This window comes from Microbacterium arborescens (assembly GCF_030369635.1).
Taxonomy (GTDB): Bacteria; Actinomycetota; Actinomycetes; order Actinomycetales; family Microbacteriaceae; genus Microbacterium.
Genome location: NZ_CP128474.1, coordinates 1,397,470 through 1,411,179, shown reverse-complemented (window position 1 = coordinate 1,411,179; position 13,710 = coordinate 1,397,470). Strand labels below are relative to the sequence as shown.

The window sequence follows — 13,710 nt, the reverse complement described above, 5'->3', positions numbered from 1 at the left end:
CCGGCGGGCGGGTTCACCCTGCCGGTAAACGACAAAACCCCCGGTGAGACCGGGGGTTTTACTCGGTGCGCGATACTGGGATCGAACCAGTGACCTCTTCCGTGTCAGGGAAGCGCGCTACCGCTGCGCCAATCGCGCCTATACAGGCTGTTCAGTTATGAGGCGAGGTGGCGACGGGATTCGAACCCGTGTAAACGGCTTTGCAGGCCGGTGCCTAGCCGCTCGGCCACGCCACCGTGTGTGGTTCTGACCCACGTGCCGGATCACCCTGACGGGAGATCCTCGCACTCGAGCGGATGACGAGATTCGAACTCGCGACCCTCACCTTGGCAAGGTGATGCGCTACCACTGCGCTACATCCGCATTTCGTTCCGGATCGCTCCGGCACTTGTTAAACATTAGCCGACGATCGCGCGAGTGCAAAACCGGCGGCGCCCCGCGCGTGTCTCGCCTCCGCGTACGGGAACCGCCGCAGCATCCGGTATGCTCGTTTCTCGGCCCTCACGGGCCAGCACGGGCGATTGGCGCAGTTGGTTAGCGCGCTTCCTTCACACGGAAGAGGTCGTGGGTTCGAGTCCCGCATCGCCCACCATCCCGCCCCGGTCCTTCGACCGGGGCGGTTTTCGTTGCCCCACGCCCTCTTGCACGCTAAGCCCCGCACGCCGAGCACGCACCGTCGCCGCGAGCACGCACCGCGGATCATGCACCCTCGCGGCATCCGTACGTTCTCGCCGCGTACGGGATTGCAAACGTGCGAGATTTATCGAATGATGATCGTTCGACAGATCTCGAACAGTTGGAGGGCGAGCATGTCTCCGCGCACCTACGAACACCCCGACACCGACGACATCGCGATCCCCCGCGTGCTCTTCGCGTTGAGCGAGCCGCTCCGGCTCGACATGGTGCGGATTCTCGCTGAACGGGGCGAGGTCGACAGCATCGAGCTCGGCCCCGATCTCCCCCGTTCGACCCTCACGCATCACACCAGCCTGCTTCGCGAGTCCGGTGTCGTGTTCGTCCGCGCTCAGGGGCGCAAGTGCCTCATCCGGCTTCGCGACGGCGACCTGCAGTACCGCTTCCCCGGGCTGCTCGACAGCGTTCTCGCCGCGTACGGCGAAGACCTTGGCTCTGAGGCGGAGGCGTGATCCGCCGCGTCTGGCCCCTCGTCGTCGCCGCTGTCGCGCTCGGCGTCGATGCATATGTCCTCGCCGGCGTGCTTCCGCAGATCGCCACGTCGCTTCAGACGACCGTCGCGGCGATCGGGCTGGGCGTCGCGACCTTCACAGCCGCGTATGCCGTCGCGGGGCCACTGCTGTCGAGCCCTCTCGCACGCCGTGGTGCCGCCCGAGCCCTCCTGTGGGCACTGGGAATCTTCAACGCGGGGAATCTCGCGACCGCGCTGGCACCGGGAATCGAGGTGTTCCTCGCCTCCCGCGTCGTCGCCGGCGCCGGAGCAGGTGTTCTCACCGCCATCGCCACAGCGACCGCCGCCGCGATGGTCGAGAAACACGACCGCGGGCGGGCAATGTCGATGGTGACCTTCGGGCTGTCGACCGGCACCGTCGCAGGAGTGCCCCTCGGGATGGTCATCGGACAGAGCGCGGGATGGCGATGGACGATGGGCCTCGTCGTTGCCATCGGGGTGCTCGGCATGGTCGCGCTCGCAGCTCGCGCGCGCCGATTGCCCGGGCTGGTCACCGCGGCGGGCGGCGGGGCCTTCCGCGTTCTCCGTTCTCGACGCATCGCGGTGGGGATCACAGCGGCATTCCTCCTCGGGACGGCCAGCCTGGGCCTGTACACCTACCTGATGCCGATGGCCGAGGCCGGCGGCCTGGCCGAGTGGGGCTTCGCGCTCGTGTGGGCATGGGGCATCGGCGGGGTAGCCGGATCGGCGGTGATCGGTCGACCGCTCGACAGGTTCGGGCCCCGGCCGTTCCTCATCGTCCTGCCGACACTGCTGATCGCGAGCTTCGCGACGTTGTGGCTCGCCGATTCCCCCGTTGCATGGATTCCTGCCGCAGCGGTCTGGGGCGCCGCGGGATGGGCATCGGTGCCCACACTCCAGCAGGCGCTCACCAAAGACCGATCCGATCAGGCGATGCCGATCATCGCGTTCCAGATGGCCGCGATGTATCTCGGTGCGTCCGCGGGCTCGGCACTCGGAGGCGCGCTGCTCGCCGCAGGCGTCGACGCAGCCGATCTCGCCGCGGCCGCCGGCATCCCCGCCGTCCTGGCACTCGCTCTCGCCGCAACACTCGCCGCCTGGACCCGCCAGATTCGCGCTTTCCGGCCGGAACGGCTCGCCGACAACGCACCCTCACCGCGAACGTACACCTGAGCCAGTGCGTGCTCGCGGCGCGCGTGCGTGCTCGACGACGAGACCCCCGCGGGCCAGCTCAAACGGCGCCGGATACGCCCAACAGAGAGCCCACGGTGAACGTCGCGATCAGTGCGAGCGCGCCGCCGACCACGATCCTCACCATGGGGCGGAGCGGGGGGCTGTCGCCGAGCCGGGCGCTCAGGTAGCCCGTCAGAGCGAGGGCGATGAGGACGGCCGCGAACGTGACGGGAACCCGGATGTCGGCGGGCGGCAGGAGGATCGCGAGAAGCGGCAGCAGCGCACCGATGGTGAACGCCAGCGCGCTGGCACCGGCGGCGGCCAGGGGGCTGACGACCTCGTCCTCGGTCAGCCCGAGCTCCGCCTCGAGGTGCGCGGCGACCACATCATGCTCGGTCAGCTCCTCGGCCACCCGGCGAGCGGTCTCCGGAGAGAGGCCGCGTCTCTCGTAGAGGCCCGCGAGCTCGATGAGCTCGGCCGCAGGGTCTTCGACGAGCTCACGGCGCTCCTTGGCGATCATGGCGCGTTGACTGTCGCTCTGGCTGCTGACCGAGACGTACTCTCCGAGCGCCATGGAGATCGCGCCGCCCACGAGACCCGCGATACCCGCCGCGAAGATCGGGGCGGTCTCCGATGTCGCGCCCGCGACACCCACGACGAGGGCCGCGGTCGACACGATGCCGTCGTTCGCGCCGAGGACACCGGCCCGCAACCAGTTCAGCCGCCCCGACATCGACGCCCCGTGAGGCTCCCCCGCGTGCGCCCCCGGCGCTCCCGATACCGATCCACTCATGACGTCATGAAACCACCCGGACACCGGTCGCGGCAGGCCCCCAACCGCACGAGGACGCACTCTCGCCACGAAAGCGCACGCCGGGCGGTACGTGCTCACGTCGACGGTGCGCTCTCGGCGCAGCCGCCCGGGTGCGGGCCGTCAGCCGGCGGCGCGCCAGCCGTAGCGCTCGGAGAGAGACTGTGCGACTCGGCGGTAGGTCGCGCGATCGAGCGCGCCGGCCGTCCGGCGGATGCCGCTCGTGGGCACGAGATAGATCTGGTCGACGTCGAGCCACGACGGACGTCGCTCGCGGTCCCAGTCCCCCGTGCCGAGCGGGATGTGGTCGCGTTCCCCGTCGTGCGGCTTGCTCGTGAGCTTCATCGCCCAGCTCCGGTCACCCTCGGCGTGCGCGAGCACCAGCAGCGGTCGGTCCTTGCCGCGCGCGGCATCTTCCGCGTACGGCACCCACGCCCAGACGATCTCACCGGGATCGGGGTCAGTGCCCGGTCGGGGCTCGTAAGCCAGACGCAGGCCGCGAGCATCGGGCAGAGCCACCTCGATGACGGATGCCGCAGTCCCGGCCGCTTCGCGCGACGCAGGGCGCCCGCCGCCGCGGGGCGGCGTGCCGGTGCTCGCGCGGGGCCGCGTTCCGGTAGGGCGGGATGAACCATCCGCCGTCCGGCGCGGACGCAGCAGATCCCACACTCGTGAAAGCACACCCATGCGCCCAAACTAACCCAGCGCCTGGGGCGGGCCGTCCCGTTTCCCCTAACGGCTCACCTGGCAGCTGACGCCCGTTCACCCCACGCGAAGCGGCGTCGCCTGCCAACTGAACGCCGCAGCACGGAACGCCGCAGCGACGCACACGGCCCCCACCTCGGGCACACGCGAGGCGGGGCACCGCGAATCACTCCGCGATGCCCCGCCCGGGCTGAGATGCGAGGCCTGATCAGACCTTCGCGTCGGAGAGGGTGTAGCCGACCTCACCGTGCATGACGGTGTCGATGCCGGCGATCTCGTCCTCGTTCTTCACACGGAAGCCGATGGTCTTCTCGATCGCGAAGCCGATGATGAAGGCCAGCACGAAGGAGTAGACGAGAACCGCGAGAGCGGCGATCGCCTGAACGATCAGCTGGCTCGCGTCGCCACCCATGAACAGGCCGGTGCCGTTGGCGAAGAAGCCGAGGTACAGCGTGCCGATGAGACCACCGACGAGGTGGATGCCGACGACGTCGAGCGAGTCGTCGAAACCGAGCTTGTACTTCAGCTCGATCGCGAGGGCGCAGGCGGCACCGGCGATGAGGCCGAGCAGGATGGCCCAGATCGGGTCGACGGAGGCGCAGGCCGGGGTGATCGCGACGAGGCCGGCGACGGCACCCGAAGCGGCGCCGACGGACGTGGGCTTGCCGTCCTTGATCTTCTCGACGAGGAGCCAGGCCAGCAGGGCTGCGGCCGGAGCGGCGATCGTGTTGATGAACGCGAGCGCGGCCGTGCCGTCGGCGGCGAGCTCGGAGCCGGCGTTGAAGCCGAACCAGCCGAACCACAGCAGACCGGCACCGAGCAGGACGAACGGCGGGTTGTGGGGAACGTGGACGCCCTTCTGGAAGCCGACGCGCTTGCCGAGCACCAGGGCCAGGGCGAGAGCGGCGGCACCGGCGTTGATGTGCACGGCCGTTCCGCCGGCGAAGTCGATCGCGCCGACGCCGAAGACGTCCTGCAGACCCTTGGTGATCCAGCCGCCGTACTCGAACGAGCCGTCGTCGGCGAGGCCGAAGTTGAAGACCCAGCTCGCGACCGGGAAGTAGACGATCGTCGCCCAGACGCCGGCGAACAGCATCCACGCGCCGAACTTGGCACGGTCGGCGATGGCGCCGGAGACGAGCGCGACGGTGAGGATCGCGAAGGTGGCCTGGAAGCACACGAAGGCCATGGGCGGGAAGGCGGCGTCGTCGGGCGTCTCGAGCAGGCTGCTCAGACCGATGGCGCTCCAGTCGATCGACCAGGGGGCGACGGTCCCCTCAGCGCCGGGGAAGGCGATGGCGTACCCGAAGAGCACCCAGAGGACGCCGATCAGGCCGAGTGCGCCGAAGCTCATCATCATCATGCTGATGACGCTCTTGGCCTTGACGAGACCGCCGTAGAAGAATGCGAGTCCTGGCGTCATCAGCAGGACGAATGCGGCCGCGATGAGTATGAATGCGGTGTTGCCTTGATCCATCTCGAAGGGAACCTCTCTGCAGGGACGCAGGTGTAGCGTCGGGTCCCCTCAGTGTCGAGGCCGCCAGTTTCCCCAGACGGCGCAGTCGTGTTTCCGATCGGTTACGCGACCGCTCCCCCGGTAAACATCAGGTTTCCGCGGGCCGCGCGAACCCTCGACGAGTGCTCAGGAATGGGTGAGAGCCACCAGGCGCGAGATGGCGCGCAGGTATTTCTTGCGGTATCCGCCGCCGAGCATCTCGTCGCCGAAGACCTCGTCGAGAGGCCGGCCGGTCGCCCGGATCGGGATCTGCGCGTCATAGGCGCGGTCGACGAACGCGACGAAGCGCAGCGCCGCCGACTGGTCCGTCAGCTGCGTGACGTCGCGCAGCCCGATCGTCGAGATGGCGTCGACGAGACGGATGTAGCGCGACGGGTGCACGGTCGCGAGGTGCGCGATGACGTCGGAGAAGGCATCGTCCGAGACGAGGCCGGAGGCGGCAGCATCCGCGATCTCGGACTCGTACTGTTCGGGGGCCAGCGCGACCGCGTGCCCGTCCACGGCACGCTGCCGGTAGTCGGTGCCGTCGATCCGGATCGTCTGGAAGCTCGCCGACATCGCATGGATCTCGCGCAGGAAGTCCTGGGCCGCGAAACGCCCCTCGCCCAGCGCGTTCGGCGGAGTGTTCGAGGTCGCTGCCAGACGCGTGCCCGACGCGACGAGTTCGCCGAGGAGCCGCGTCATGACCATCGTGTCGCCCGGGTCGTCGAGCTCGAACTCGTCGATGCAGAGCAGGTCGGCCCCCCGCAGCAGCTGGACGGTGTTCTGGTAGCCCACGGCTCCGACGAGCGCGGTGTACTCGATGAACGAACCGAAGTACTTCCGGCGAGCCGGCATCGCGTGATAGATCGCGGCGAGCAGGTGGGTCTTGCCGACACCGAATCCGCCGTCGAGATACACGCCGGGCTTCGTCTCCGGCGCCTTCTTCGCGCGGCGGAAGAGCCCCCCGCGTGCGACGGGCGCACCGCCGCCGGCGAAGGTCTCGAGCAGGTCCTTCGCCTCCTGCTGCGACGGGTACTGCGGGTCGGCCCGGTAGGAGTCGAATGTCGCCGCATCGAACTGCGGCGGCGGCACGAGGGCGGCGAGCATCTCGGTGCCGCTCACCTCGGGACGACGGTCGCTGAGGCGCAGGATTCCGGCGGATGTGCTCGTCACGGATCAACCCTAACCGCGTGAAAGGATGACGCCGTGCGTGTGAGCGAGATGCTTCCGGAAACAGGTGAGAGCGCCGATTCCACCACGGATGTCGGACGAGCCTGGCTCGCTCGACGCTACCGGCGAGCGCCGGGCGGCTACGTCCGCCTGAACATGGTCACCACCCTCACCGGGTCGGCCTCCGGGGGCGATGGGACGAGCGACACCATCACGAGCCCGACCGACCGCAGCATCCTCGGGATCATCCGCCGCGATGCCGACGTCGTGGTGGTGGGGGCTGAGAGCGTCCGCGCCGAGGGTTATGTCGTCCCGCGCACCGCGGCTCTCGCGATCGTCTCTCGGTCGGGTCGACTCGACGGGCACCGCCTCGCGGGCGCCGACGCCGACCGGGTGGTGCTGGTCGTCCCCGACGGCGTGGTCGCCGATGCGCCCGCCGGTGTCTCGGTCATCACGGCCGGTCCCGGTCCGGACCTCTCGCCCGCCCGAGTGATCGATGCGCTGTCGTCGCGTGGATGGCAGCGGGTCGTCTGCGAAGGCGGCCCGACGATCGCCGCGCAGTTCCTCACCGCGGGTGTCATCGACGAGATCTGCTTGACCATCGCGCCGCGGATCGGGCCGGTGCGGCATCCCGTCCTTCCCGTGTCGACGGACGTGTCGACGCGGGTCACGGGTGCGCTGATGGATGCTGCGGGCTTCAGCTATCTGCGGCTGAGCGTCGACGCCCGAGCCATTCGCGGATGACCGTGGTCCACCGCGCAGGGTCGTAGTTCCACAGCTTCGTGTGGCGGGCGGTCTGGAAGATCTCCAGCTCGACGAGGTCGGGACGCGCCTCGGCCAGCTGGTACGACGCATCCGCGGGAACGAAGCCGTCGTCGTCGCTGTGGAGGATGAGGATCGGATGCCGCAGCTCGCGCGCACGTGCGACGACGTCGAGCCGGTCGAACGGGATCGGCGTGTTCAGTCCGACGACCCGCGAGCCCCACGCGCTGTCGAGTGCCCGGACGGCGGTGGTCGCGACGGGGCCGGGGATGCGCAGCAGCTGCGCCTGGTAGTCGAGCACGATGCGCCAGTCGATCGCCGGCGATTCGAGCACGACCCCGGCGATGATGTCGCGGTGGGCCGAGTTCAGAGCGACCTGGAGCGCGATCGCGCCTCCCATCGACCATCCCATGAGGAAGATCCGCCGCGCACCACGGCGACGGGCCGCCCCGATCGCCGCATCCACGTCGCGCCATTCGGTCGCGCCGAGCATGTATGTTCCTGATCGGCTGCGCGGTGCCTCACCGTCGTTCCGGTACGACACCAGCAGCGACGAGACGCCGGCGGCGTGGAACACCGGGACCGCGCGGAGCGTCTCCGCCCGAGTGGTGCCACGTCCGTGGATCTGGATGACCCAGGTGTCGCTCGGCTCACCCGACGCGTCGGCGGCGGGGAAGAACCAGGCCGGGCAGGGCCCGAGCGGCGATCCGACGAGCTCGGATCGATAGGGCAGATGCAGCTCGGCGGGATCGGAGTAGTACCAGCCGCTGAACGCGGCAGCACCCGAGAGCCGGTCATCCGTTCCGATCTCGGTCAGCAGCTTGCGCTTGACCGAGGTCTCGTCCTGAGCCAGCACCGCGCCGACCTTGACGTAGGACGCTGTCCCCGTCGTGAAGAGCCCGTAGCGTCCGGGCAGCTCGGTGTCGGCGTTCCGCGAAAGCGTGAGGGTCTGAGCGGCCACATCCACGGCCAGGAGATCGGTGTCGGGCACACGGCCGGCGGGAGTCACGACCTTGCGGGCGACCCGCATCGACACCGTTCCGAGCGCTGCCAACGAGATTCCGAGGGCTCCGGCGAGTGCCGCGATCGTCGTCTTCGCGGCGGCGGCTGCTGCGGGAGATGCGCCCGCAGCCCCGGCGCGCCTGGAACCCATCATCGAGGCCTCACTCTAGTCTGTCGACGTGGCCGATTCCCGTCCTCCCGCCGACGCGACGGCATTCGTCATCGCTCGCGAGGCGGTGCTGACGATGACCTTCCGCGACGACCTCGTCGTGCGCGAGATCCCCGCGCCGACCGGACTCGCGCCGGAATCCCTCGCGCTGGCGGGTGATGTGCGGCCCGAAGAGCATGCCGTCGACTCCCCGTACGGCACCGGGCGGATCGTCGTCCTCCACGACGAGGACGAACCCGACGCCTGGGGTGGCCCGTGGCGCATCGTCGCGTTCGCCCAGGCACCGCTCGAGCCCGAGATCGGCGTCGACCCGCTCCTGGCTGAGGTCGCCTGGTCGTGGCTCATCGATGCGCTCGACCACCGCGGCGCCTCGTTCCATTCCGTCTCCGGAACCGCGACGAAGACTCTCTCGCGCGGTTTCGGAAGCCTCGCCGAGGAGGGTGACGGTGCACAGATCGAACTGCGCGCCTCGTGGAGCCCCGTCGGCGACATCACCGCCCATATCGACGCCTGGGCGGAACTGACCTGCATGCTGGCCGGCCTGCCTCCGGGGTCGGAAGGCGTCGCCGTCTTCGGAGCACGCCGGGGGAACCGTGGCTGAATACACCGTCATCGCCGATGACGCCGGACTCGAACGCGCCGCGGAACTGCTCGCGGCCGGCGACGGCCCCGTCGCCGTGGATGTCGAGCGGGCGTCGGGCTTCCGATACTCGCAACGCGCCTATCTCATCCAGGTCTTCCGCCGCGGCGCCGGCGTGCACCTGTTCGATCCACCCGCGATCTCGACGTTCGCACCCCTCCAGGCCGCGATCGGCGACGTCGAGTGGGTGCTGCACGCTGCGAGCCAGGACCTTCCGTCGCTTCGCGAGGCCGGGCTCGATCCGAAGTCGATCTTCGACACCGAGCTCGCCGCACGCCTGCTCGGGCACGCGCGCGTCGGGCTCGGCGCCGTCGTCGAGGACACGCTGGGCATCGTCCTCGCCAAAGCTCACTCCGCCGCAGACTGGTCGACACGCCCGCTGCCGCAGTCGTGGCTCGAATACGCGGCGCTCGACGTCGAGCACCTCGTCGACGTCCGCGACGCGCTCGCCCTGGAGCTCGAGGCGCAGGGCAAGGTCGACTTCGCCGCACAGGAGTTCCAAGCGGTCCTCGATCGGCCGGTGAAACCGCCGCGTGAGGACCCGTGGCGCCGCCTCAGCGGCCTCCACACCATCCGGGGCCGCCGCGCACTCGCGGTCGCCCGCGCACTGTGGACCGCCCGCGAGGAGTATGCCCGCGAACAGGACATCGCTCCCGGCCGGCTCGTCCCCGATCGCGCGCTCGTCGCGGCGCTCGCGGCCGACCCGAAGACGAAACAGGACCTGGCGAAGGTCAAGGACTTCACCGGCCGCGCGAGCCGCTCGCAGCTCGACCGGTGGTGGGCTGCTTTCGAGGCGGGACGCGCCGAGCAGTCGCTGCCACCCGACCGCCTGCCCGGCGACGGCCTGCCGCCGCCCCGCGCATGGGTCGATCGCAACCCTCCGGCCGACGCCCGCTTGAAGGCGGCGAAACCGCTGATCGAGCAGCGCGCGGAAGAGTTGTCGATGCCGACGGAGAACCTGCTCACCCCGGAGCTGCTGCGCCGCGTCGCATGGGCGCCGCCCGCCGAGATCTCACCCGAGACCGTCGGCGATGCCCTCGCCGAGCTCGGAGCGCGCCGGTGGCAGATTGAGCAGACCGCACAGCTGATCGCTCAAGCCTTTGTGGATTCCGTGAACGGGGATGCCGCGCCGCCCTCGAGTGCTTCGTAGGTTCGACCCAACCGATTTTCCCGGCTTCCTCGGGTCCTTAGGCTGGACTCGATCCCATCTTCTGGAGGCAAAGTGGCCGAGATCTCGGACGTCTACTTCATCGACGGCATGCGCACCCCGTTCGGGCGCGCCGGCGAGAAGGGCATGTACTGGAACACCCGAGCGGACGACCTCGTCGTCAAAGCGATTCGGGGCGTGATCGAACGCAACCCCGACCTGCCGCTCGACCGGATCGACGATGTCGCGATCGCGGCGACGACCCAGCAAGGCGACCAGGGGTTGACCCTCGGCCGGACCGCGGCGATCCTCGCCGGGCTCCCGCAGAGCGTGCCGGGCTTCGCGATCGACCGCATGTGCGCAGGCGCGATGACAAGCGTCACCACGATGGCCGGCTCGATCGGTATCGGCATGTACGACCTCGCCCTCGCGGGCGGCGTCGAGCACATGGGCCGCCACCCGCTCGGCGGGGGCGACACCGATCCCAATCCTCGGTTCCTCACCGAGAAGCTCGTCAGCGCCGATGCGCTGAACATGGGCATCACCGCCGAGCGTCTGCACGATCGCTTCCCGGTGCTCACCAAGGAGCGGGCCGACCGCTTCGGCATGCGCAGCCAGCAGAAGGCACAGGCGGCATACGACGCCGGCAAACTCCAGCCCGACCTCGTTCCCGTCGCGGTCAAGTCCGCCGACGGCGCGTGGGGCCTCGCTACCGAAGACGAGGGGCGCCGGCCCGAGACCACCATGGAAGGCCTCGCGCAGCTCAAGACGCCGTTCCGGCCGCACGGCCGTGTGACGGCAGGTACCTCGTCTCCCCTGACCGACGGCGCGACCATCAGCCTTCTCGCCGGATCACGCGCGGTCAAGGAGCTCGGGCTCACCCCGAAGATGCGGATGGTGTCGTTCGGCTTCGCCGGCGTCCAGCCCGAGGTGATGGGTATCGGTCCGATCCCCTCGACGGAGAAGGCGCTCGCAAAAGCTGGGCTGACGATCGATGACATCGGGCTGTTCGAGCTCAACGAGGCGTTCGCGGTGCAGGTCCTCTCGCTGCTGGACCACTTCGGCATCGACGACGACGATCCGCGGGTCAACCCGTGGGGCGGTGCGATCGCGGTCGGTCACCCGTTGGCGGCATCCGGTGTGCGTCTGATGATCCAGCTCGCCGCCCAGTTCGCGGAGCGTCCCGACGTGCGCTACGGCCTCACCGCGATGTGCGTCGGCCTCGGCCAGGGTGGATCGGTGATCTGGGAGAACCCCCACTACACCGGCAAGAAGAAGACCGCGAAGAAGTGAGGCGCGCCGACATGACCTACGACGACATCGACTTCTCGCCCCTCGACGCCCTCACCGGCGACGAGGTCGTCACTCACTCGCTGGTGCGCGACGTCCGACTCGCCTCGGGCCGCACGCTCGCGCTCATCACTCTCGACAACGGCCGAGACCACACCCGCCCGAACACCCTGGGCCCGGCGACGCTCGCCGAGCTGGGCGGGGTGCTCGACGCACTCGCCTCCCGCGCAGCGGCGGGCGAGATCGATGCGGTCGGCATCACCGGCAAGCAGTACATCCTCGCTGCGGGAGCCGACCTGTCCGACGTCTCGCGACTGCCCTCGAAGGAGATCGCGAAGCTCGTCGCGCAGCGCGGGCACCAGGTGCTCGGGCGTCTGTCGAAACTGGGCGTGCCCTCCTTCGCGTTCGTCAACGGACTGGCGCTCGGCGGCGGCCTCGAAATCGCGCTCAACAGCACCTACCGGACGGTGGATGCCTCGGCCGCAGCGATCGCCCTGCCCGAGGTCTTCCTCGGCCTGATCCCCGGCTGGGGAGGCGCCTACCTGCTGCCGAACCTCATCGGCATCGAGAACGCGCTCGAGGTGGTCATCAGCAATCCGCTCAAGCAGAACCGCGTGCTGAAGCCGCAGCAGGCGTTCGATCTCGGCATCATGGACGCGATCTTCCCGGCGGTGAGCTACCTCGAGGACTCTCTCGCGTGGGCCGACCGCGTGCTGTCGGGCACTGTCTCGGTGACGCGGAAGAACGAACCCGGCAAGCTCGAGCGACTGACCAAATGGCCCATCGCCATCAAGGTCGCCCGCGGAATGCTCGAGTCGAAGATCGGCACCGTGCCGAAGGCGCCCTACCTGGCCCTCGAGCTGCTCGAGAAGGCGCGCAGCGGCTCGCGCGACGAAGGTTTCGCGCGCGAGGACCACGCTCTCGCCGAACTGATCTCCGGCGACCAGTTCGCCGCGTCGATGTACGCCTTCGATCTCGTGCAGAAGCGGGCGAAGCGGCCCGTCGGTGCACCCGACAAGGCGCTCGCGAAGAAGGTGACGAAGGTCGGCGTCATCGGCGCCGGTCTCATGGCCAGCCAGTTCGCGCTGCTGTTCGTCCGGAAGCTCCAGGTACCCGTGCTGATCACCGACCTCGACCAGGCGCGAGTCGACAAGGGACTCGCCTACATCCACGAGGAGATCGGAAAGCTCGAGGCCAAGGGACGCATCGACTCCGACACCGCAGGCAAGCTCCGCTCGCTCGTCCACGGCACCGTCGACAAGACCGAGTACGCCGACTGCGACTTCGTCATCGAGGCCGTGTTCGAGGAGGTCGGGGTCAAGCAGCAGGTGTTCGGCGAGATCGAGAAGATCGTCGCCGACGACGCGATCCTCGCGACGAACACGTCGTCGCTGTCGGTCGAGGAGATCGGCGCCAAGCTCGCCCATCCCGAGCGCCTCGTGGGCTTCCACTTCTTCAATCCGGTCGCGGTCATGCCGCTCATCGAGATCGTGAAGACGCCGCAGACGACGGATGCCGCTCTGTCGACCGCTTTCGTCGTCGCGAAGGGTCTCGGCAAGAACGCCGTGCTGACCAAGGACGCGCCCGGCTTCGTCGTGAACCGCCTGCTGGCCAAGGTCATGGGCGAGGCTGCGCGGGCCGTCTACGAGGGCACACCCGTCGCCGATGTCGAGAGGGCCTTCGCGCCGCTCGGTCTTCCGATGGGACCGTTCCAGCTCATCGACCTCGTCGGCTGGAAGGTCGCCGCGCACGTGCAGGACACCATGACCTCCGCGTTCCCCGAGCGCTTCTACGCGAACGAGAACTTCCACCAGCTCGCCGAGCTTCCCGAGGTCGTCGAGAAGGACAAGGGCGGGCGCGTCACCGGCTTCACCAAGGCCGCGGAGAAGGTGGCGAAGAAGGCGACGGGTACATCGCCGGTCGGAGCAGATACGATCCTCCAGCGCGTACAGGACGGCTTGGCGCAGGAGATCAATCTCATGCTCGACGAGGGCGTCGTCCCCGAGGTCGAGGACATCGACCTGTGCCTGATCCTCGGCGCGGGTTGGCCGTTCATCGACGGCGGGGCCTCGCCGTACCTCGACCGCGAGGGGGCCTCCGAGAGGGCTTTCGGCGACACGTTCCACCACCCGCCCATCCGCGGGATCGCGCACCGCTGACACCCGGCGCTGATCGTCG

Annotated in this window: 12 protein-coding genes and 4 tRNA genes; 8 read left to right on the top strand and 8 right to left on the bottom strand. The window is 69.2% G+C overall.

Annotated elements, in window-relative coordinates; genetic code table 11:
- Positions 1-66: 66 nt before the first annotated feature.
- The 3 genes from QUC20_RS06665 to QUC20_RS06655 form a co-directional block, all read right to left on the bottom strand.
- Positions 67-138, bottom strand: a tRNA-Val gene (locus QUC20_RS06665).
- Positions 139-165: 27 nt separating this feature from the next.
- A tRNA-Cys gene (locus QUC20_RS06660) sits at positions 166-236 on the bottom strand.
- Between the two features lie 55 nt (positions 237-291).
- Positions 292-363: transfer RNA gene (locus QUC20_RS06655), tRNA-Gly, on the bottom strand.
- A 152-nt stretch (positions 364-515) separates the two neighbouring features.
- On the opposite strand from QUC20_RS06655, the gene QUC20_RS06650 reads away from it, so the two are divergent.
- The 3 genes from QUC20_RS06650 (at position 516) to QUC20_RS06640 (ending at position 2,338) form a co-directional block, all read left to right on the top strand.
- Positions 516-592, top strand: a tRNA-Val gene (locus QUC20_RS06650).
- 217 nt (positions 593-809) lie between these two features.
- Entirely contained in the window at positions 810-1,145 is a 336-nt protein-coding gene (locus QUC20_RS06645) for an ArsR/SmtB family transcription factor (protein WP_289331295.1), read from the top strand.
- The gene (locus QUC20_RS06640) at positions 1,142-2,338 is read left to right on the top strand and encodes an MFS transporter (protein ID WP_289331294.1); all 1,197 of its coding nucleotides are present in this window, start codon (positions 1,142-1,144) and stop codon (positions 2,336-2,338) included. Before QUC20_RS06645 ends, QUC20_RS06640 begins: the two co-directional genes overlap by 4 nt.
- Before the next feature lie 58 nt (positions 2,339-2,396).
- On the opposite strand, the gene QUC20_RS06635 is transcribed toward QUC20_RS06640, so the two are convergent.
- The 4 genes from QUC20_RS06635 to zapE form a co-directional block, all read right to left on the bottom strand.
- Positions 2,397-3,131 carry a VIT1/CCC1 transporter family protein gene (locus QUC20_RS06635; protein WP_120262846.1) on the bottom strand — a complete coding sequence of 245 codons (735 nt, stop codon included), beginning with the start codon at positions 3,129-3,131 and terminating at the stop codon, positions 2,397-2,399.
- Between the two features lie 141 nt (positions 3,132-3,272).
- Complete coding sequence (locus QUC20_RS06630; RefSeq protein WP_289331293.1) at positions 3,273-3,668, bottom strand: type II toxin-antitoxin system PemK/MazF family toxin; 396 nt, start codon at positions 3,666-3,668, stop codon at positions 3,273-3,275.
- A gap of 394 nt (positions 3,669-4,062) precedes the next feature.
- Positions 4,063-5,331, bottom strand: coding sequence for an ammonium transporter (locus QUC20_RS06625; protein ID WP_120262848.1), 1,269 nt, complete (start codon positions 5,329-5,331; stop codon positions 4,063-4,065).
- A 165-nt stretch (positions 5,332-5,496) separates the two neighbouring features.
- The gene (gene zapE / locus QUC20_RS06620) at positions 5,497-6,525 is read right to left on the bottom strand and encodes a cell division protein ZapE (protein WP_120262849.1); all 1,029 of its coding nucleotides are present in this window, start codon (positions 6,523-6,525) and stop codon (positions 5,497-5,499) included.
- 33 nt (positions 6,526-6,558) lie between these two features.
- Between zapE and QUC20_RS06615 the strand changes: the two genes are divergently transcribed.
- On the top strand, positions 6,559-7,266 hold the full coding sequence (locus QUC20_RS06615; protein WP_259455195.1) for a dihydrofolate reductase family protein: 708 nt from the start codon (positions 6,559-6,561) through the stop codon (positions 7,264-7,266).
- Here QUC20_RS06615 and QUC20_RS06610 read toward each other — a convergent pair.
- A complete protein-coding gene (locus tag QUC20_RS06610; RefSeq protein ID WP_289331292.1) occupies positions 7,220-8,440 on the bottom strand; it encodes an alpha/beta hydrolase family protein in 1,221 nt (406 codons plus the stop codon). The two genes, QUC20_RS06615 and QUC20_RS06610, sit on opposite strands and share 47 nt — an antisense overlap.
- 25 nt (positions 8,441-8,465) lie before the next feature.
- Between QUC20_RS06610 and QUC20_RS06605 the strand changes: the two genes are divergently transcribed.
- From QUC20_RS06605 to QUC20_RS06590, 4 genes are all read left to right on the top strand, one after another.
- Positions 8,466-9,056, top strand: coding sequence for a DUF3000 domain-containing protein (locus tag QUC20_RS06605; protein WP_120262851.1), 591 nt, complete (start codon positions 8,466-8,468; stop codon positions 9,054-9,056).
- A complete protein-coding gene (locus tag QUC20_RS06600; RefSeq protein ID WP_120262852.1) occupies positions 9,049-10,245 on the top strand; it encodes a ribonuclease D in 1,197 nt (398 codons plus the stop codon). Before QUC20_RS06605 ends, QUC20_RS06600 begins: the two co-directional genes overlap by 8 nt.
- A gap of 72 nt (positions 10,246-10,317) precedes the next feature.
- The gene (locus tag QUC20_RS06595; protein WP_120262853.1) at positions 10,318-11,535 is read left to right on the top strand and encodes a thiolase family protein; all 1,218 of its coding nucleotides are present in this window, start codon (positions 10,318-10,320) and stop codon (positions 11,533-11,535) included.
- A gap of 11 nt (positions 11,536-11,546) precedes the next feature.
- Positions 11,547-13,691: a 3-hydroxyacyl-CoA dehydrogenase NAD-binding domain-containing protein gene (locus tag QUC20_RS06590; protein WP_289331291.1), complete on the top strand. Its 2,145-nt coding sequence runs from the start codon at positions 11,547-11,549 to the stop codon at positions 13,689-13,691.
- Positions 13,692-13,710 lie beyond the last annotated feature (19 nt).

Bases quoted from the DNA above. Each gene is read 5' to 3' on its own strand.
- QUC20_RS06645 (WP_289331295.1), top strand. From the start codon at position 810: ATGTCTCCGCGCACCTACGAACACCCCGACACCGACGACATCGCGATC.
- QUC20_RS06635 (WP_120262846.1), bottom strand. From the start codon at position 3,131: ATGAGTGGATCGGTATCGGGAGCGCCGGGGGCGCACGCGGGGGAGCCT.
- QUC20_RS06625 (WP_120262848.1), bottom strand. From the start codon at position 5,331: ATGGATCAAGGCAACACCGCATTCATACTCATCGCGGCCGCATTCGTC.
- QUC20_RS06610 (WP_289331292.1), bottom strand. From the start codon at position 8,440: ATGATGGGTTCCAGGCGCGCCGGGGCTGCGGGCGCATCTCCCGCAGCA.
- QUC20_RS06590 (WP_289331291.1), top strand. From the start codon at position 11,547: ATGACCTACGACGACATCGACTTCTCGCCCCTCGACGCCCTCACCGGC.